At 38.7% G+C, this 18779-nt stretch carries 19 protein-coding genes; 18 read left to right on the top strand and 1 reads right to left on the bottom strand.

The annotated features are described in order from the left end of the window. Positions 1-27 precede the first annotated feature (27 nt). The 7 genes from dnaK to deoC all read left to right on the top strand — a co-directional run bounded on the left by dnaK (position 28) and on the right by deoC (position 7719). On the top strand, positions 28-1881 hold the full coding sequence (gene dnaK / locus IC621_RS17835; protein ID WP_191159943.1) for a molecular chaperone DnaK: 1854 nt from the start codon (positions 28-30) through the stop codon (positions 1879-1881). Positions 1882-2245: 364 nt separating this feature from the next. Continuing rightward, a complete protein-coding gene (dnaJ, locus tag IC621_RS17840; RefSeq protein ID WP_191159945.1) occupies positions 2246-3367 on the top strand; it encodes a molecular chaperone DnaJ in 1122 nt (373 codons plus the stop codon). 73 nt (positions 3368-3440) lie between these two features. Continuing rightward, positions 3441-4376 carry a 50S ribosomal protein L11 methyltransferase gene (gene prmA / locus IC621_RS17845; protein ID WP_191159947.1) on the top strand — a complete coding sequence of 312 codons (936 nt, stop codon included), beginning with the start codon at positions 3441-3443 and terminating at the stop codon, positions 4374-4376. After that, positions 4363-4647, top strand: coding sequence for a hypothetical protein (locus IC621_RS17850; RefSeq protein WP_191159949.1), 285 nt, complete (start codon positions 4363-4365; stop codon positions 4645-4647). Before prmA ends, IC621_RS17850 begins: the two co-directional genes overlap by 14 nt. A gap of 26 nt (positions 4648-4673) precedes the next feature. Further along, positions 4674-5429: a 16S rRNA (uracil(1498)-N(3))-methyltransferase gene (locus tag IC621_RS17855; protein ID WP_191159951.1), complete on the top strand. Its 756-nt coding sequence runs from the start codon at positions 4674-4676 to the stop codon at positions 5427-5429. 5 nt (positions 5430-5434) lie between these two features. Further along, positions 5435-6787, top strand: a complete 1353-nt coding sequence (gene mtaB, locus IC621_RS17860) for a tRNA (N(6)-L-threonylcarbamoyladenosine(37)-C(2))-methylthiotransferase MtaB (protein ID WP_191159953.1) — start codon at positions 5435-5437, stop codon at positions 6785-6787. 263 nt (positions 6788-7050) lie between these two features. Beyond that, positions 7051-7719 carry a deoxyribose-phosphate aldolase gene (gene deoC, locus IC621_RS17865; protein WP_191159955.1) on the top strand — a complete coding sequence of 223 codons (669 nt, stop codon included), beginning with the start codon at positions 7051-7053 and terminating at the stop codon, positions 7717-7719. 212 nt (positions 7720-7931) lie between these two features. Here deoC and IC621_RS17870 read toward each other — a convergent pair whose 3' ends face one another. After that, a complete protein-coding gene (locus IC621_RS17870) occupies positions 7932-8855 on the bottom strand; it encodes a Na/Pi symporter (protein ID WP_396653061.1) in 924 nt (307 codons plus the stop codon). Positions 8856-9064: 209 nt separating this feature from the next. On the opposite strand from IC621_RS17870, the gene rpsU reads away from it, so the two are divergent. The 11 genes from rpsU to IC621_RS17925 all read left to right on the top strand — a co-directional run bounded on the left by rpsU (position 9065) and on the right by IC621_RS17925 (position 18703). Further along, entirely contained in the window at positions 9065-9238 is a 174-nt protein-coding gene (gene rpsU / locus IC621_RS17875) for a 30S ribosomal protein S21 (protein WP_191159959.1), read from the top strand. 15 nt (positions 9239-9253) lie between these two features. After that, positions 9254-9700: a GatB/YqeY domain-containing protein gene (locus IC621_RS17880; protein ID WP_191159961.1), complete on the top strand. Its 447-nt coding sequence runs from the start codon at positions 9254-9256 to the stop codon at positions 9698-9700. Between the two features lie 231 nt (positions 9701-9931). Beyond that, positions 9932-11278 carry an NfeD family protein gene (locus IC621_RS17885; RefSeq protein WP_449809904.1) on the top strand — a complete coding sequence of 449 codons (1347 nt, stop codon included), beginning with the start codon at positions 9932-9934 and terminating at the stop codon, positions 11276-11278. A gap of 2 nt (positions 11279-11280) precedes the next feature. After that, complete coding sequence (gene floA / locus IC621_RS17890) at positions 11281-12270, top strand: flotillin-like protein FloA (protein ID WP_191159963.1); 990 nt, start codon at positions 11281-11283, stop codon at positions 12268-12270. 34 nt (positions 12271-12304) lie between these two features. After that, positions 12305-12745 (top strand): hypothetical protein, encoded by a 441-nt coding sequence (locus IC621_RS17895; protein WP_191159965.1) that lies wholly within the window; start codon positions 12305-12307, stop codon positions 12743-12745. Between the two features lie 197 nt (positions 12746-12942). After that, on the top strand, positions 12943-13227 hold the full coding sequence (yqfC, locus tag IC621_RS17900; protein WP_191159967.1) for a sporulation protein YqfC: 285 nt from the start codon (positions 12943-12945) through the stop codon (positions 13225-13227). Positions 13228-13264: 37 nt separating this feature from the next. After that, positions 13265-14452, top strand: coding sequence for a sporulation protein YqfD (gene yqfD / locus IC621_RS17905; protein ID WP_191159969.1), 1188 nt, complete (start codon positions 13265-13267; stop codon positions 14450-14452). 3 nt (positions 14453-14455) lie between these two features. Beyond that, entirely contained in the window at positions 14456-15418 is a 963-nt protein-coding gene (locus IC621_RS17910; RefSeq protein WP_191159971.1) for a PhoH family protein, read from the top strand. A gap of 321 nt (positions 15419-15739) precedes the next feature. Continuing rightward, positions 15740-17869, top strand: coding sequence for an HD family phosphohydrolase (locus IC621_RS17915; RefSeq protein WP_191160028.1), 2130 nt, complete (start codon positions 15740-15742; stop codon positions 17867-17869). Beyond that, a complete protein-coding gene (gene ybeY, locus IC621_RS17920) occupies positions 17866-18342 on the top strand; it encodes an rRNA maturation RNase YbeY (RefSeq protein ID WP_191159973.1) in 477 nt (158 codons plus the stop codon). Before IC621_RS17915 ends, ybeY begins: the two co-directional genes overlap by 4 nt. Continuing rightward, the gene (locus tag IC621_RS17925; protein WP_191159975.1) at positions 18323-18703 is read left to right on the top strand and encodes a diacylglycerol kinase family protein; all 381 of its coding nucleotides are present in this window, start codon (positions 18323-18325) and stop codon (positions 18701-18703) included. Before ybeY ends, IC621_RS17925 begins: the two co-directional genes overlap by 20 nt. Positions 18704-18779: the final 76 nt, after the last annotated feature.

Raw genomic sequence — 18779 nt, forward strand, 5'->3', positions numbered from 1 at the left:
TACATATATATAGGAGGTTACTTTGAAATGAGTAAAATTATCGGTATTGACTTAGGTACAACAAATTCATGTGTTGCCGTTTTAGAAGGCGGAGAACCAAAGGTTATTCCAAATCCTGAAGGAAACCGTACGACTCCATCAGTTGTTTCTTTTAAGAATGGTGAGCGCCAAGTAGGGGAAGTGGCAAAGCGTCAAGCGATCACAAACCCTAATACGATTATCTCAGTAAAGCGTCATATGGGGACAGACCATAAAATTGATGCTGAAGGAAAAGAGTACACACCTCAAGAAATTTCAGCTATTATCTTACAATACTTGAAATCATATGCAGAGGACTATCTTGGCGAAAAGGTTGAAAAAGCTGTTATCACAGTTCCAGCCTACTTTAACGATGCTGAGCGCCAAGCAACGAAAGATGCTGGTAAAATTGCAGGCTTAGAAGTAGAGCGTATCATCAATGAGCCGACTGCAGCGGCCCTAGCTTACGGTTTAGATAAAACAGATGAAGATCAAACCATTCTAGTATATGACCTTGGCGGAGGAACATTTGATGTTTCTGTCTTGTCTATTGGAAAAACAGATGATCGCAACGTTACTCAAGTTATTTCAACAGCTGGTGATAACCGTTTAGGAGGAGACGACTTTGACCAGGTTATCATTGACTACTTAGTAGCAGAGTTCAAAAAAGAAAACGGAATTGACCTATCAAAGGATAAAATGGCTTTGCAGCGTTTAAAAGATGCGGCTGAAAAAGCGAAAAAAGATTTATCAGGTGTAACTTCTACTCAAATTTCCCTGCCGTTCATTACTGCAGGAGAAGCAGGACCGCTCCATTTAGAAGTAAATCTTTCTCGTGCTAAATTCGACGAGCTTACTTCAGATCTTGTTGAACGTACAATGGGGCCAGTTCGTCAAGCCTTAAAAGATGCAGATCTAGAAGCAAATGAAATTGACAAAATCATCCTTGTAGGTGGATCAACACGTATCCCTGCCGTACAGGAAGCAATTAAAAAAGAAACTGGCAAAGAGCCGCATAAAGGCGTGAATCCTGATGAAGTAGTAGCGCTGGGAGCTGGTATTCAAGGCGGAGTCTTAACTGGAGATGTGAAAGACGTTGTATTATTAGACGTAACACCACTTTCTTTAGGTATTGAAACGATGGGAGGAGTATTTACTAAATTGATTGATCGCAATACGACAATCCCAACTAGTAAATCACAAGTATTCTCAACAGCTGCTGATAATCAAACAGCTACTGATATCCATGTACTGCAAGGTGAACGCCCAATGGCTTCAGACAACAAAACATTGGGGCGCTTCCAATTAACAGATATCCCGCCGGCACCGCGTGGTGTTCCGCAAATAGAAGTATCATTTGATATTGATAAAAACGGTATTGTTAATGTAAGTGCTAAAGATCTTGGTACGGGCAAACAGCAAAACATCACAATCAAATCTTCTTCAGGGCTCTCTGATGACGAAATCGAACGTATGGTAAAAGAAGCAGAGGAAAACTCTGAAGAGGATAAAAAACGGAAAGAGGAAGTAGAACTTCGCAACGAAGCCGACCAGCTTATCTTCCAAACTGAAAAAACGTTAAAAGATGTTGAAGGCAAGGTTGAAGAAGAGCAAGTAACAAAGGCTAACGAAGCTAAAGAAGCCCTTAAAGCAGCAATTGAGAAAAACGAACTCGAAGAAATTAAAGCGAAAAAAGAAGAGCTTCAAAATATTGTTCAAGAACTTTCTATGAAACTGTATGAAGAAGCTGCAAAACAAGCTCAAGCCAGTCAAGAAGGGGCAGAAGCCGGCGGCGAGAAAAAAGATGACAACGTTGTTGATGCAGAGTATGAAGAAGTAAAAGACGATAAAGAATCCAAATAATAACCCTTTCCTTTATAAGTCAAAGTCAGGCTTGTCTTGACTTTGGCTTTTTAATTTGGCTGTGCTCGTATACCTTTTCCGGTTTGCAGGAAATTATTACTTCGGAGTTTAGGATCTACTCTAGGGTGAGAGGTTTGATATGAGACTAGCACCAATCTGCGACTTTTCGCTTACCTTTATTTAAAGGTTTCCAAATCGTTATAGCCACAATCCATTAGAAAAAAGGCTTTATTTTTAGAAGGGAAAGTTAATTGGAATGTTGCATTTAAATGAGATATCCAAATGAATGGAAGATAAATGTTGCTTTCCGTTTCAAGACAGTGATACAATTTACTTTATGTGAGAAAATCGGGAGTGAGAGGATATGAGTAAGCGCGATTACTACGAGGTACTGGGAGTAAGCAAAGGCGCCGCTAAAACGGACATAAAAAAGGCTTACCGTAAACTGGCTGGTAAATACCACCCAGATGTAAATAAAGCACCTGATGCTGAACAAAAATTTAAAGAAATTACCGAAGCATATGAAGTCCTTAACGATGATACCAAACGAGCACAATATGACCAATTTGGTCATGCTGGTCCAAACCAAGCAGGATTTGGCGGTGGTGATGGAGACTTTGGCGGCTTCGGATTTGAGGATATTTTCAGCTCGATCTTCGGTGGGGGAGGCAGACGGCGCGATCCCAATGCTCCACGTCAAGGTGCAGATCTTCAATATACAATGACATTAAAGTTTGAAGACGCAGTATTTGGAAAAGAAACGACAATTGAAATCCCTCGTGAAGAAACATGCTCTACATGTGACGGATCTGGGGCAAAGCCTGGAACAAAACCAGAAACATGTTCACATTGCGGCGGGGCAGGGCAACTCAATGTAGAACAAAACACTCCTTTTGGACGTATTGTTAACCGCAGAGTATGCCATTACTGTAATGGAACAGGCAAAAATATTAAACAAAAATGCTCAACTTGCGGCGGATCAGGAACTGTAAAAAAACGAAACAAGATTAAGGTCAACATTCCCGCTGGGGTTGACGACGGACAGCAGCTTCGCGTTTCAGGCCAAGGAGAGCCAGGGGTAAACGGGGGCCCTCAAGGAGATTTATATGTTGTTTTCCGTGTTCAAAACCATGAATTTTTTGAACGTGATGGTGATGACATTTATTGTGAAATGCCGTTAACCTTTGCTCAGGCTGCCCTCGGTGATGAAATTGAAGTTCCAACTTTACACGGGAAAGTAAAACTTAAAATTCCAGCTGGAACTCAAACTGGTACAAAATTCCGCATGCGAGGCAAGGGAGTTCCGAATGTCCGAGGGTATGGGCAAGGAGATCAGCACATTGTTGTTCGTGTCGTCACGCCAACCAACCTAACCGAAAAGCAAAAGGAACTGTTCCGTAGCTTTGCTGAAATCAGCGGAAATCGGCCAGATGAACACGAAGAAAGTTTCTTCGATAAAGTAAAAAAGGCCTTTAAAGGAGAATAAATGGAATAATCATTTGCATGGCTTTAGGCCAGCTGATGGAGGTTTTCAAGATAGAGGGAGTGGAGTTGGTAGAATGAAATGGTCTGAGATAAGTATTCATACAACACAGGAAGCTGTCGAACCCATCTCAAATATATTGCATGAAGCAGGTGCGAGCGGGGTTGTGATTGAAGATCCAATGGATTTAGTAAAAGAAAGAGAAAGTGTTTATGGGGAGATCTACCAACTCAACCCGGATGATTATCCTGATGAAGGTGTTATTGTAAAAGCATATCTGCCTGTTAATAGTTTCCTCGGGGAGACTGTAGAGGAAATAAAAGAAACAATCAATAATTTATTAATTTATGATATTGATTTAGGGCGTAATAAAATATCGATCAGTGAAGTGAATGAGGAAGAGTGGGCGACAGCATGGAAAAAGTATTATCATCCTGTTAAAATCTCAGAACGGTTTACAATTGTACCCACATGGGAAGAGTATGAGCCGGTTCATTCTGATGAGCTGATTATCGAGCTGGATCCCGGAATGGCATTTGGTACAGGGACACACCCGACAACTGTTCTTTGCATACAAGCTTTAGAGAGGACAGTCCAATTTGGAGATACAGTTGTGGACGTAGGAACAGGATCAGGTGTTTTAAGCATTGCTTCAGCTTTATTAGGCGCAAAAACGATCAAAGCTTTGGATTTGGATCCAGTTGCAGTGGAAAGCGCCCGTTTAAATACGAAACTGAATAGGGTACATGAAAATATAACAGTTTCCCAAAACAACCTGCTTGATGGAATGAAAGCGCCGGTTGACGTGGTTGTAGCTAACATTCTTGCTGAAGTGATTTTACGGTTCACTGATGATGCTTACCAGCTTGTCCGAAAAGACGGTTACTTTATTACTTCTGGGATTATTCATACAAAGAAGAATCAAGTAAAAGACGCCTTAACGAACACTGGTTTTGAAGTATTAGAAACAATGGTCATGGAGGATTGGGTAGCATTTATTGCAAAAAAATAAAGAATCTTTGCAAGAAAAGCAGAGGGAATTAAAGCTTTTTGTTGTGGTTTCAGAAATTAGATTAAAGTTAGTTTTAGTTATCCAGCTGCAGGCGCCATCGGCCCTTAGGTCACAAGCCGATTCCTTCAAAAAGGGTAAAGAACAACCTTTCTCCCGGCTTGCCCGAATGCTTGTCGCCGAAGGACTAGCTTCCTTGCGCTATTCGTTCTTTAAACAATCTAACAACAAGAAAGCGGGACAATTCAATTATTGTCCCTATTCTCCATTTTAGATAAAGAAAAAAGGGAAGTGTTGCCAATGCAACGATACTTTGTAAATCAGGTGAAAAGTGATACGGTAGATAAGATGACGATTACTGGAGAAGATGTCCATCATATTTCTACAGTTATGCGGATGAGTCCGGGTGATACAATTATTTGCTGCTCAAAAGATGAACATTCTGCGATTTGTGAAATTACGGAAATTTCTAATAGCCAGGTTTCATGTCAGATAATAGAATGGTTAGGTACAACGAATGAATTGCCTATTAAAGTCACGATTGCGAGCGGGCTGCCTAAAGGGGATAAGCTGGAAATAGTCATTCAAAAAGGGACCGAACTTGGAGCATATAAGTTTATCCCTTTTAATGCAGCTCGTTCAGTTGTAAAGGTCGATCAGAAAAAGGAAAAGAAAAAAATGGCTCGCTGGCAAAAAATTGCAAAGGAAGCAGCAGAGCAATCCCATCGTAATGTTTTACCTGAGGTAGTTTCTATTAAGTCTTTTAATGAATTATTACGTGAGGGAGAGCATTACGATGTAAGGTTAATTGCATATGAGAATTCTGCAAAGCAAGGTGAAAAGAACCGTTTAGTGAGTGCGCTTGAAGGGATGAGAGCAGGTCAGTCTTTACTAATTGTTTTTGGACCCGAAGGCGGCATTGCAAAACAGGAAGTAACAAATTTAGAGAATGCAGGATTTATTGCATGCGGCTTAGGACCTAGAATTTTGCGGACAGAAACAGCTCCATTGTATGCTTTATCAGCTGTTTCATACTATTTTGAACTTTTGAGGTGATTAAAGTGCCGACAGTGGCTTTTCATACACTTGGTTGTAAGGTAAATCATTATGAGACAGAAGCGATCTGGCAGCTCTTTAAAGAAGCGGGCTATGATCGGTCTGAATTTGAACATACAGCAGATGTATATGTGATCAACACATGTACAGTAACAAATACTGGAGATAAAAAGAGCAGACAAGTCATTCGTCGGGCAATTCGTAAAAATCCAGACGGTGTCATCTGTGTCACTGGGTGTTATGCCCAAACTTCTCCTGCTGAAGTAATGGCAATCCCTGGGGTAGATATCGTTGTTGGAACATCTGATCGTGTGAAAATGCTTGATTATATTACCCAATATCAAGAGGAACGCCAGCCGATTAATGGTGTCAGCAATATTATGAAGGCTCGTGTATATGAAGAATTAGACGTTCCGGCATTTACAGACCGAACCCGGGCATCTTTAAAAATACAAGAGGGCTGTAATAATTTTTGTACTTTTTGTATCATTCCATGGGCTCGTGGACTTATGAGATCCCGCGACCCTCAAGAAGTTGTTAAACAAGCTCAACAGCTTGTAGAAGCAGGGTATAAAGAAATTGTCTTAACCGGTATTCATACCGGCGGATATGGCGAAGATATGAAAGATTATAATTTTGCGATGCTTCTTCGCGATTTGGACGAACAAGTAAAAGGATTAAAAAGGATCCGAATTTCTTCAATAGAAGCTAGTCAAATTACAGATGAAGTAATTGATGTGTTAGATCGGTCAGAAAAAATTGTCCGGCATCTTCATATTCCGCTTCAGTCTGGATCAAATACCGTATTAAAAAGAATGCGCCGCAAGTACACAATGGAATTTTTTGCAGAACGTTTAGACCGTCTCAAAAAGGCATTGCCGGGTCTTGCAGTAACCTCTGATGTCATTGTCGGATTTCCGGGTGAAACGGAAGAAGAATTTATGGAAACATACAATTTTGTAAAAGAGCATCAATTTTCTGAGCTTCATGTATTTCCATACTCAAAACGAACTGGAACCCCTGCAGCGAGGATGGATGATCAAGTAAACGAGGATGTTAAGAATGAACGAGTTCATCGCTTGATCGCACTTTCTGACCAATTGGCAAAAGAATATGCTTCTCATTATGAAGGGGAAGTATTAGAGGTAATTCCTGAAGAGGCTTTTAAAGATAAACCAAACAGCGGTTTGTACGTTGGCTATACTGACAACTATTTAAAAGTAGTCTTTCCTGGAAAAGAAGATATGATCGGCAAGCTTGTCAAAGTTAAAATCAATAAAGCAGGATACCCTTATAGTGAAGGTCAATTTGTACGGGTTGTAGATGATATTCAAGAACAAATAAGGTTATCTTCATAATATGTAAGAGGCTGATTCATTAAAGGATCAGCCACTTTTGTATTGAAAACTTTAATGCCTCTTTTGAGTTGTATGGACTGAATTGAATCAATAGGAGTCTTCACAAGGACATTTTGAAGCATATAACAAAAATCTTATCGAATAGGGTATTAAGAAATAATAATGTGCAGGATAGTGAGCAAATTAACTTTGTACTACTCAATGATTTTAGGAAATGGTAAGATGTAAGAGGTCGGACGACTTAACTTGAAAGGGGCTTACATATGACAAATTTGGCTAAAACGATTGATCATACAGCATTAAAAGCGGATACAACGAAATCTCAAATCGAAACACTTTGTGCTGAAGCGAAGGAATTTCGATTTGCTTCCGTTTGTGTAAATCCAACTTGGGTAGAAACAGCTGCGTCATTATTAAAAGACAGCGGTGTGGATGTTTGTACGGTTATTGGCTTCCCTCTTGGGGCTAATACACCGGAAACAAAAGCTTTTGAAACGAAAGATGCGATCAATAAAGGTGCTTCTGAAGTCGACATGGTTATAAATATCGGAGCGTTAAAAGATAAGAATTATGATTTAGTAGAGCGTGATATTCGAGCGGTTGTAGATGCAGCTAAAGGAAAAGCGTTGACAAAAGTTATTATTGAAACAAGTCTGTTGACAAATGAAGAGAAGGTAAAAGCATGTGAATTATCCGTTAAAGCAGGATCTGATTTTGTGAAAACTTCGACTGGATTTTCAAGTGGCGGGGCAACTGTTTCAGATATTGAATTGATGAGAAAAACTGTCGGCCCTGACCTAGGTGTGAAGGCATCAGGCGGTGTGCGTGACCTTGAGGGTGCAAAAGCAATGATTGAAGCTGGTGCTACCCGAATCGGTGCAAGTGCTGGTGTTTCAATCGTTAAGGGCGAGCAAGGAAATACAGATTATTAATTTTTATTAAGGGGGACCCTCTTTAAGGTCCTCTTATTTTATATGTTAAGAAGTGTAAGTTAAATAAAGTATTAATGTGTTTAAGGAAGTTCTCGTTGTCCAGCTGAAGCCCCTAGCCCTCCTTAGGTTACAATCAAATAGGTGTAAGAACAACCTTCATGCCGGCTCGTACGAGTGATTATTGCCGTAAGAACTCTTGCCTACCGCTTTTCTTATTTTAACCTAGCTGTAAATAAAACAAATTTTGAAAATACGTCAGCAAATGGAAGAATTGCAAGCGAACTTATTACATTGAAAAGCAAACTGAAATGCGCAAGTTGCAGATCTGGAGACTCAGCTAAATCCTGTACGAACGGAGACATGGCTTCAATGAAGGGAAGAAAAAGGGCCACTCCTATTAAATTAACCCAAACATGAGCAAGTGCAGTGAGTCTTGCTTCCTTATTAGCCCCTACTGAAGCCAATACAGCTGTAATGCAAGTACCGATATTTGCACCTAATACAAAAGCGATTCCGGCAGACAAATTTAGAATATGTTCGTTCATAAAGCTCATGACAATTCCTGTAGTCGCTGCACTAGAATGAATAATTGCTGTTACGACCGTTCCTCCTGCTATTCCAAAGAGTGAATGTTCATTTGCAGACAAGAGAAAAGAATGAACAAAGTTTAATGATGTTAAAGGCTCAGCAAAATGAGAAAACCCCCACATCGTTCCGAAAATGGAACCCAAACCCACAAATGTACTACCGAGCCCGTAAAAAAGAGGATTTTTAGACAACATGCCTAGCAAACCAATAATAAATAAAGGTAAAATAAGATAGTCTAAATCCAATGTGATCATTTCTGTAGTAAACGTAGAACCAATATTTGTTCCAAGGATTAACCCAATCGTTTGTTTAAAGGTTAAGAGCCCCGCTGTTACAAAACCGATCACAATGACCATAAAGGCGGAGCTGCTTTGCAAAATTCCGGTAAATAAAATCCCCGCCAAAAAACCCTTAATTGGATGATCAGTCCAAAAAACCAGCCATGTCCTGATCTTTTCTTCAGAAAGCCGTACTAAACCGTTTCTTAATAACATCATGCCGGCTAAAAAAATGAAAAGTAAAAAAATAAATCCGCAAATTAAATAAATGGTCATCATGTTTACTCCTCCTTCATTAATCATACGGACAAGCAAACATTCTCATGACGAAATTCTTCAAATAATTGAGTGCTTTTGTTTTAATTCTTTGAGTTGACCTGTTTCATGCATTATATTATAATTGCAAAGTACATGTTTACTTACAGCATGTTTTAATTGAGATGCAAGTCGATTGGTGTATTCGGAGGGAGGGAAAGAGAATGTCAAAAACGACTGTTCGTAAAAACGAGTCGCTTGAAGATGCTCTTCGTCGTTTCAAACGTTCAGTATCTAAATCAGGTACTATACAGGAAGCTAGAAAGCGCGAATTCTACGAAAAACCTAGCGTAAAGCGTAAGAAAAAGTCTGAAGCTGCTAGAAAACGCAAGTTCTAAAAGAGGGTGTTTTTTATGAGTCTTCTTGAGCGTTTAAATCAAGATATGAAACAAGCGATGAGAAACAAAGAAAAAGATAAACTCAGTGTAATCCGAATGGTGAAAGCTTCGCTCCAGAATGAAGCCATCAAAAAAGGTCACGGTGAGTTATCTAATGATGAGGAATTGACTGTTCTTTCTCGAGAATTAAAGCAACGTAAAGACTCCCTCCAAGAATTTAAGAACGCTAATCGTTTAGATTTAGTAGATAAAGTGCAAGGTGAAATTGTTATTCTTAATGACTACTTGCCTGCACAGTTTTCTGAAGAGGAACTTCTTCAAGTTGTTAAACAGACCATTGCGGAAGTGAATGCTACATCTAAGGCTGACATGGGTAAAGTAATGGGCGCCCTAATGCCAAAGGTAAAAGGTAAAGCTGACGGTGGTTTAGTCAATAAGCTTGTCCAACAACAACTTTCATAAGTGCTAGCAGGAGCTGTTTTCATAACAGCTCCTGTTTTAATTTGAATTGGGCATCTTTAAATTTCAAAATATTAAAAAATATCCTGCGAGAATTCATCCTTACCTCGCTTGTAAACAGCTATTGGAATTACTTATATAGTTTTATACATACATTATTAATAAAAATGAAACCTATACTTAACTAAATACGTATGAAGATTAGGGCAACAAAGCAATGGGGGTGTTAAATAATTGAAAAAAAGTATATCAAAGGTTGTCATCCTATGCTTGTTTGGTCTATGCTTGATATTAGGAGTTCAGATGAACCTGAAAGCGAATGCTGATGAAAGCGTCTATGTTATTCCGATTGAAGAAACAGTTGAGAAAGGGCTTTCTGAATTTATTAAAAGGGGATTTAATGAAGCAAAACAAGCGAATGCGGATCATATTATCCTTGATATTAATACACCAGGAGGTGCTGTAGACGCTGCATTAAAAATATCGGATACGATCAATGATTCAGATATTCCAGTAACTGCTTTCGTGAACCGCAGGGCTTTATCAGCGGGTGCGTATTTAGCCCTTAATGCCGACCAAATTTATATGACAGAAGGGGCGAAAATGGGGGCAGCTGCTATTATTGATTTAGAAGGTAATGCTGCTGATAAGAAATCTGAATCACTTTGGCTTGCAGAAATGAAAGATGCAGCAGAAAAGAATAACCGTGATCCTAAGTATGCATTGGCAATGGCTGATGTTGACGTGGATGCAGCTGATGTAGGTGCACCTAAAGGTGAATTATTAACTCTAACCACGAGCCAGGCATTAGATGTAGGTTATGCAGAAGGGGAAGCTGAAGATCTTAATTCACTTTTGCAGCATTTAAATTTAGCAAATGCTGAAGTTCACTCTGTCGATTTAAGTTTGGCAGAGAAGGTAGCGCGCTTTGTTACACATCCTGTAGTAGTACCCATTTTACTTTCTATCGGCAGTCTTGGTTTAATTGTTGAGTTGTATTCACCTGGCTTTGGTATACCTGGAGCTATGGGACTCACTTCTCTATTTTTATTCTTTTATGGACATCTTGTAGCTGGACTTGCTGGAATGGAGACGATTATCCTCTTCGTGATTGGACTCATTTTAGTCATTGCAGAGCTGTTTGTTCCAGGGGGAATACTAGGCATTATTGGATTTATAGCAATAATTGTAAGTCTATTTCTTGCATCTGGCAGCATTATTGGTATGGCTATCTCTTTATTGATTGCAGCTGCTGTCTCAATAACAGCATCTATTCTATTAACGAAGGTGTTGGGGAAACGTATGAACATATTTAAAAGATTAATTTTAAGAGACTCCACAAATACTGAGAGCGGCTATATTTCAAATAAAACCCGCTCAGAATTGTTAGGGAAAACGGGAGTTGCTTTAACTAGCATGCGGCCGTCTGGTACGGCTCTAGTTGAGGACGAACGGCTGGATGTTGTCACAGAGGGCACTTATATTGCAAAAGGTGAGCACGTTAAGATTGTCAAAGTGGATGGTTCTCGCATTGTTGTGAGAGAAATCATAAATCAAAAATCAACTGAGGAGGAGAAATAGAAATGGATCCATCAACTATGTTAGTTTTAGGTCTTATTGTTGTAGGTATCATTGTATTGGCTATTTTCTTTACATTTGTACCAATAGCACTCTGGATCTCAGCACTTGCTGCAGGTGTTAAAATCAGTATATTCACGTTAATTGGAATGAGGCTTCGCCGCGTTATTCCGAGTCGAGTCGTCAATCCTTTAATTAAAGCTCATAAAGCAGGGCTTGGCGTCCAGACGAATCAGCTGGAGAGCCATTACTTAGCTGGAGGGAATGTTGACAGGGTAATTAATGCCCTAATTGCAGCTGAACGAGCTAATATTGAATTAAGCTTTGAGCGTGGTGCTGCCATCGATTTAGCAGGCCGTGACGTACTGGAAGCTGTTCAAATGAGCGTTAATCCAAAAGTCATTGAAACGCCGTTTATTGCAGGTGTTGCCATGGATGGAATCGAAGTAAAGGCAAAGGCTCGAATCACGGTGAGAGCAAACATTGACCGCCTTGTCGGGGGTGCAGGTGAGGAAACGATAATTGCTCGTGTTGGCGAGGGGATTGTCAGTACAATTGGATCTTCTGATAACCACAAAAAAGTATTAGAAAATCCTGATATGATTTCTCAAACCGTTTTAGGTAAAGGTCTTGATTCAGGAACAGCCTTTGAAATCTTATCCATTGATATCGCAGATGTGGATATCGGTAAAAACATTGGAGCCATTCTTCAAACAGACCAAGCGGAAGCTGATAAAAACATTGCACAGGCAAAAGCAGAGGAAAGACGTGCAATGGCTGTGGCTCACGAGCAGGAAATGCGTGCGCGAGTTGAAGAAATGCGTGCAAAAGTTGTTGAAGCAGAGGCGGAAGTACCGCTTGCAATGGCAGAAGCGTTCCGTTCTGGAAATATTGGGGTTATGGATTACATGAACTTTAAGAATATTGATGCTGATACTTTAATGCGTGACTCAATCGGCAAGTTATCTAAAGATCAAACAAATGATGAGGAATAATAAAAGGGTAACCCTTTAAAGAGGAGGGAACCATATGGACATTCTTTTAGAAAATCCTTTAATTGTTGCTGCCATCATTTGGGTCATTTCGGCGATTTTTTCAAAAATAAGTAAAAAGCAAAAGGAAGAGCAAGAAAAGCAGAGGCAGCCAAAACCACAGAAGCAATCAAGTCCAGACAGGCAGCTTGAAAAAAGGCGAAAAGATGTCAAACAAACGGTATCTGAGACAAATCAGAACGTTCAGGATATTTATACGGCTGCAAAGGAGAGGGCTGGACAAGATTTATTCCCAAAAATAGAAGAGTACAGTAAAAATAAAAAAGCAATGAGTAAACCGAAAAAGAAACGGGTGAACACTTCTTCTACAGAGCTTCTTTCCTTTCAGAGAAACTCAGCGATTCAGGGTGTTATCTGGAGTGAAATTTTAGGTGAACCAAAGGCTAAGAAAAACACTTCACGGCATTCTAGGCGTTAATGGCGTAAAGCGAGAATTGATGAAATCGGCGATTAAGCAAATTTCTTAATATAAATGACACACCTAAAGCTCTTTCATATTTTAGGTAAGAGATTTTTATGAATTGAAAAATCATCGTTCACAAGTTAAGATGTTTAAAATTAAGTATTAGAACCCTGCTTTCTCTCATACATATGAGATGAAAGGGGGTTCTTTTTATGGCTCAAAAATGGCACAATCGCATCTCGAACTGGCTGACAAAAACATTGGATATGCCTCCTGATGTCATGATGGATCTTCCTCGAATTACGATGATAGGACAAATCCATATTTACATAGAAAATCACCGTGGGTTGTTAACGTTCAGTGATCAAGAGCTTCGCCTTTTACTAAAACAGGGACAACTGTTAATAAAAGGAGAAGAATTTGTCATAAAAACAATTCTCCCGGAAGAAATTTTGCTTGAAGGCAAAATTAAACAAGTTTTCTATTTAGATGAATAGCCGACTGCGGCTATTTGGCGGAGGAGGAATAAGAAGAATGAAAAATTTTTGGACAAACTACTTTCAAGGCGTAATCAAAGTAACAATAAAGGGAGCCGGCACTGAAAGATTTTTGAATGATTGTTCAAGAAACCAAATCGTGGTTTGGAATGTAAGAAAAGATAATAACCAAGCTATCTCCTTTTTTATTCGTTTTAAAGATGTACAGGCCATTAGACATATCGTACGTAAAAACGAGTGTAAATGCTATTTCCAAAAAAGAATTGGCCTCCCTTTTCTTTATAAAAAATCACTTCGGAACAGCGGCTTTATAATTGGGTTAGGCATATTTTTATTTAGTATTCTCTTATTGTCAAACATGGTTTGGGGTATCGAAATTAAAGGTGCAACACCACAAACAGAGCATTTAATTAAAAAAGAGCTTGATCGAATAGGAGTTAAGATAGGAAAAATTCAATTTTTTGTTGAAAAACCTGACATTATTCAAAAAAAATTGACGGATGGAATAGATGAAATCACCTGGGTCGGGGTCGAATTGACAGGTACAACCTATCATTTAAATGTTGTAGAAAAAACAAGCCCTAATAAAGAAAAATTATTTAGCCCGCAGCATATAGTCGCCAAAAAGAAAGCTGTTATTTCTAAAATGTTTGTAGAAGAGGGCAAACCAATGGTAATGGTGAATGAACATGTTAAAAAAGGTCAAATTCTAGTTTCAGGACTAATTGGATCTGAGAAAAACCAAAAGAAGGTTCCTGCCAGAGGTGAGATTTTCGGGGAAACCTGGTATAAATCAACTGTTACAGTTCCACTTAATACGGGTTTTCAAGTATATTCAGGGAAAGATAACCGTAAGCACTATATACGATTAGGTAGCCTACAAATTCCAATTTGGGGATTTAATCAGGAAAAATTGGACTCTTTTGAATTAGAAGAAGATACGAGATATGTTAAATTTCTAAATTGGTCCCTTCCTATTGCGTATGTAAAAGAAATTTTTAGGGAAAATGAAGAAATAACAAGGTCGTATTCTGTAGATCAAGCAATTGATAAAGGCATTGAAATGGGAAAGATTGATGTTAAGCAGAAAATTGGCGAGGATGGAGAAATAATTAGTCAAAAAGTTTTGCACCATTCAAAGGAGAATGGTAAAGTAAAGTTGGAAATACTTTATAAAACAAATGAAAATATTGTTAAAACTACACCTATTGTTCAGGGAGACTAAAGAATGCCAGAACACTTAGTTACAATGGATCAACAATTAGAAAATCCAAATGAAGCGATTGCCTTGTTTGGGAACAACGATGTACACTTAAAGCGTTTGGAAGAAGAGCTGAACGTGTCCATTATCACTAGAGGTGAGAGTGTTTATGTCTCAGGTGATACAAACACGATTCAACTTGTAGACGAGATTTTAAAATCTCTTTTATTTATTATCAGAAAAGGTATTACAATTAGTGAAAGAGATGTGCTTTACGCGACCAAAATGGCAAAAAAGGGTACACTTGAGCTATTTGAACAATTGTACCTGGAGGAAATCACTAAAAACGTAAAGGGAAAATCAATTCGAGTCAAAACGCTTGGGCAACGGCAATATATTGCTGCGATCAAGCAAAATGATCTAGTATTTGGAATTGGTCCTGCAGGAACAGGTAAAACATATCTTGCTGTAGTGATGGCAGTGAATGCATTAAAAAACGGATCTGTAAAAAAGATTATTCTTACGAGACCTGCTGTTGAAGCAGGAGAAAGTTTAGGTTTTTTACCTGGGGATCTTAAGGAAAAAGTCGATCCTTATCTAAGACCCTTATATGATGCCTTGCATGACGTTTTTGGAGCAGAGCACACACAAAGACTGATTGAGAGGGGAACAATCGAGATTGCTCCCCTTGCATATATGCGCGGGCGAACACTTGATGATGCTTTTGTTATTTTAGACGAGGCTCAGAATACAACGACCGCACAAATGAAAATGTTTTTGACTAGATTAGGATTTGGTTCTAAAATGGTTATTACTGGGGATATTTCCCAAGTGGATTTACCAAAAGGAGTCAGTTCGGGACTTGCCGGTGCCAGGGACTATTTAAATAAAATTAACGGCATCGCTTTCATCACTCTTGAGCAATCAGATGTGGTAAGGCATCCTCTAGTGGCAAAAATAATTGGTGCTTATGAACAACATAAAGCATGACACAGCACCCTGTATGCACTAGTGTATGACCTCTTTAACTATCAGCGGGGATCAAGAAGCCTCCTGATGGGAGGTATCATTATATTTGCTTCAGTATTTCAGGCTCCACCCCTATTTCTTTATAGCACTGCAAAAATGACCCGACAGCCCGGCATCGGGTCATTTTTACATATCATTTTATCCTTTGAAATTATTTTCTCTTGATTGGAATGGGTTGCTATATCAACCTTTTAGCCTGTTTAACAAAGGAGGTGTCCCTCTTTGAAAAAATCAGGGAACAAGAAAAACACAAAGAAATCATTCGCTAAAACAATAGATAGCATGAAAAGCTATCGGTTTTTACATATCATTTTATACACCCTGCTTTCTATCGTCATCTTCTTTACGTTATATACAAATGTGAGACCTGAGACCCTTGATGTGAAATTATTGGAAATTTCCGATCAAACGATCTATGCCCCGAATACATATGAAGATGAAGTGGCCACAGTTTCTAAAAGAGAAGAAGCCTATGATAATGTCCAGGATGTTTATACATTGCGCAAAGAGTATTCTGATAATCAGGTAAAGCTTGTTACATCCATTTTTGACTCCATCCTTGATGTTAAAGAAGGAAAAATAACAAAATCTGATGAAGAAGGTGATGAAGGGGAAAAGGAAGCTTCAGAATCACTTTCATTGGATGAACAGGTGGAAGTGCTTAAAGAGAACCTTACACCAGAAATAGCAGAAAAGATTTCTGAGGAAGCCCTTAAAAACTTGCTTACTGCAAGCGTGGAAGATGTTGAGCTTTCCAAAGATGCTGTCGTAACTGCAGTCAATAAAGTAATGAATGAAGAAATTCCAGTAGAACAGCTAAATAAAGCTAAGGATAATATGGCAGAAGACCTGCAAGTGTCATCCCTTCCAACAGCCGTATTGAATGCAGCTACTGAAATCGGAAGATTTGCTATTATTCCTAACTATATCTATGATAGGGAAGCTACTTTAGAAAAACGCAAACAGGCAGCTGACAGTGTTCAGCCTGTCCAAATTAAACAAGGAACCATTATTGTTGAAGAGAATGAACTGATCAGCAGGGAAGTTTACCGCAAATTAGAATTAGTGGGACTTTTGAAAGATAAAGAGCCTTACAAGCCTTTTGTTGGCTTAGCGATTATGATTCTTCTTATTTTGGGAGCGCTTGTTTCTTATTTTGAAAGACAGGATCGCCCTTTTGAGGGGAAAAATAAATCACTTCTTCTATATTGTTTAATATTTGCGATTACAATTGCTTTAATGAAAATCATCAGTTTGTTTCAGCAAATTGACTATACGCATACTGGCTATATCGTCCCAGCATCAATGGGGGCAATACTCGTCAAGCTCTTATTGAATGAAAGATTAGCGATTTTAACCTCTATTATTTTTGCTATTTGCGGGAGCGTTATCTTCAATGAAGGAATTACAGGAACCTTTAATTTCCCAGTTGGAATTTATTATTTAATCGGCTGTTTGGCGGGTATCCTATTTTTAGGGAAACATAACCTTCGCTCAAAAATTTTACAAGCTGGATTGTTTGTGGCATTAATAAACATCATCGTTATTACATCTTTATTATTAATTCAAAATTCTACTGCCACCAATTTTGAAATAGGATCGTATTTTGTTATGGCTGGAGTTTCAGGTTTATCCGCCTCTGTATTAACGATCGGATTTATGCCGTTTTTTGAAACGGGCTTTAACATTCTTTCCACGATGAAACTTATTGAATTATCGAATCCCAATCACCCGCTTTTAAGAAAAATCTTAACAGAGGCTCCCGGGACTTATCACCATAGTGTTATGGTGGCAAATTTATCTGAGGCTGCTTGTGAAGCAATCGGTGCAAATGGTCTCCTTGCAAGAGTAGGGGCTTATTATCATGATATAGGAAAAACAAAAAGACCACGTTATTTTATAGAAAATCAAATGCATATTGATAATCCGCACGATAAATTATCACCTCAGCTAAGTAAAAATATTATTATTAATCATGCAACAGATGGAGCTGAAATGCTTAGAAAGCACAAAATGCCAAAAGAATTTATTGATATTGCAGAGCAACATCACGGTACATCTCTTCTTAAGTTTTTCTACTATAAGGCAAAAGAAAAAGGGGATCAGCTAACAGAAGAAGAATTCCGTTATCCTGGCCCAAAACCGCAAACGAAGGAGATTGCTGTTATATCAATTGCTGACAGTGTGGAAGCTGCAGTAAGATCAATGGCAAATCCGAGTCCCGAAAAAATAGTAAAGCTGGTGAAAAGCATCATTTCAGATCGACTTCAAGATGGACAGCTTGATCAATGCGATTTGACATTGAAGGAACTGGATATTGTAGCGACTACATTATGTGAAACATTAAAAGGGATATTCCATTCGAGAATTGAATATCCGGAGATTACAAAACAGAAGGTGAAACAAGCATGAGGTTAATAGTTGATTTAAATGATGAAACGAATGAGTTAAAGGAAACACAATTTCACACAATTGAGGAGCTCCTCCAGCATGCAGCAGAAGTTGAAAATGTCCCTCAAGATGCTGAATTGTCAGTTACGTTTGTTACTCTTTCGAGGATTCAAGAAATCAATAAAGAATACAGAGGAAAAGACCGGCCGACAGATGTTATCTCATTTGCGATGGAAGAACAAGGAGAAGGGGAAATAGAGGTTCAAGGGGTGGACATGCCCCCGATGCTTGGAGACATTATCATTTCAATTGAAAAAGCTGCAGAACAAGCTGAAGAATATGGCCATTCGTTTATGAGAGAACTTGGCTTTTTAGCCGTCCATGGCTTTTTACACTTATTAGGCTATGATCATGAGACAAATGAGGAGGACGAAGAACTCATGTATAAAAAGCAAAGAGAAATTTTGGATAGTTATGGACTTAAAAGGGCGTAAACGATCTGAATGGACTAGGCTTCTAAAAAGCTTCTCGTTTGCATGGGACGGGATAAAGACAGCATTGAGGGAGGAAAGAAATTTCCAAATCCATTTGATTGTTGCTGTAGTTGTTCTATTTGCAGCCTTTTGGTTTGAGTTAACTAGGTATGAGTGGATAATCATCTTATTTTTAATTACTGGCATGCTTTCCTTAGAACTCATGAACACGGCTGTCGAACGTGTAGTAGATCTAGTAACAAAGGAGTATAAACCACTTGCTAAATATGCAAAAGATACAGCGGCAGCAGCCGTTTTATTATATGCTGTATTGTCAATTATTGTTGGGTTTATCATTTTTTTACCGAAGTTGATAAATTGAGAAAATTCTTACAATTTAGTTACAAATTTTGAATTTACGTGAATTAAGTTTATAATTTATGTAAAATGAGAGTAAG

Source organism: Metabacillus arenae, assembly GCF_014773385.1.
Classification (GTDB): domain Bacteria; phylum Bacillota; class Bacilli; order Bacillales; family Bacillaceae; genus Metabacillus_D; species Metabacillus_D arenae.

Bases quoted from the DNA above. Each gene is read 5' to 3' on its own strand.
- yqfD (WP_191159969.1), top strand. From the start codon at position 13,265: ATGAAAAATTTTTGGACAAACTACTTTCAAGGCGTAATCAAAGTAACA.
- dnaJ (WP_191159945.1), top strand. From the start codon at position 2,246: ATGAGTAAGCGCGATTACTACGAGGTACTGGGAGTAAGCAAAGGCGCC.
- deoC (WP_191159955.1), top strand. From the start codon at position 7,051: ATGACAAATTTGGCTAAAACGATTGATCATACAGCATTAAAAGCGGAT.
- rpsU (WP_191159959.1), top strand. From the start codon at position 9,065: ATGTCAAAAACGACTGTTCGTAAAAACGAGTCGCTTGAAGATGCTCTT.
- IC621_RS17915 (WP_191160028.1), top strand. From the start codon at position 15,740: ATGAAAAGCTATCGGTTTTTACATATCATTTTATACACCCTGCTTTCT.
- yqfC (WP_191159967.1), top strand. From the start codon at position 12,943: ATGGCTCAAAAATGGCACAATCGCATCTCGAACTGGCTGACAAAAACA.
- ybeY (WP_191159973.1), top strand. From the start codon at position 17,866: ATGAGGTTAATAGTTGATTTAAATGATGAAACGAATGAGTTAAAGGAA.
- IC621_RS17910 (WP_191159971.1), top strand. From the start codon at position 14,456: ATGCCAGAACACTTAGTTACAATGGATCAACAATTAGAAAATCCAAAT.
- IC621_RS17895 (WP_191159965.1), top strand. From the start codon at position 12,305: ATGGACATTCTTTTAGAAAATCCTTTAATTGTTGCTGCCATCATTTGG.
- IC621_RS17880 (WP_191159961.1), top strand. From the start codon at position 9,254: ATGAGTCTTCTTGAGCGTTTAAATCAAGATATGAAACAAGCGATGAGA.
- dnaK (WP_191159943.1), top strand. From the start codon at position 28: ATGAGTAAAATTATCGGTATTGACTTAGGTACAACAAATTCATGTGTT.
- floA (WP_191159963.1), top strand. From the start codon at position 11,281: ATGGATCCATCAACTATGTTAGTTTTAGGTCTTATTGTTGTAGGTATC.
- IC621_RS17855 (WP_191159951.1), top strand. From the start codon at position 4,674: ATGCAACGATACTTTGTAAATCAGGTGAAAAGTGATACGGTAGATAAG.
- prmA (WP_191159947.1), top strand. From the start codon at position 3,441: ATGAAATGGTCTGAGATAAGTATTCATACAACACAGGAAGCTGTCGAA.
- IC621_RS17925 (WP_191159975.1), top strand. From the start codon at position 18,323: ATGGACTTAAAAGGGCGTAAACGATCTGAATGGACTAGGCTTCTAAAA.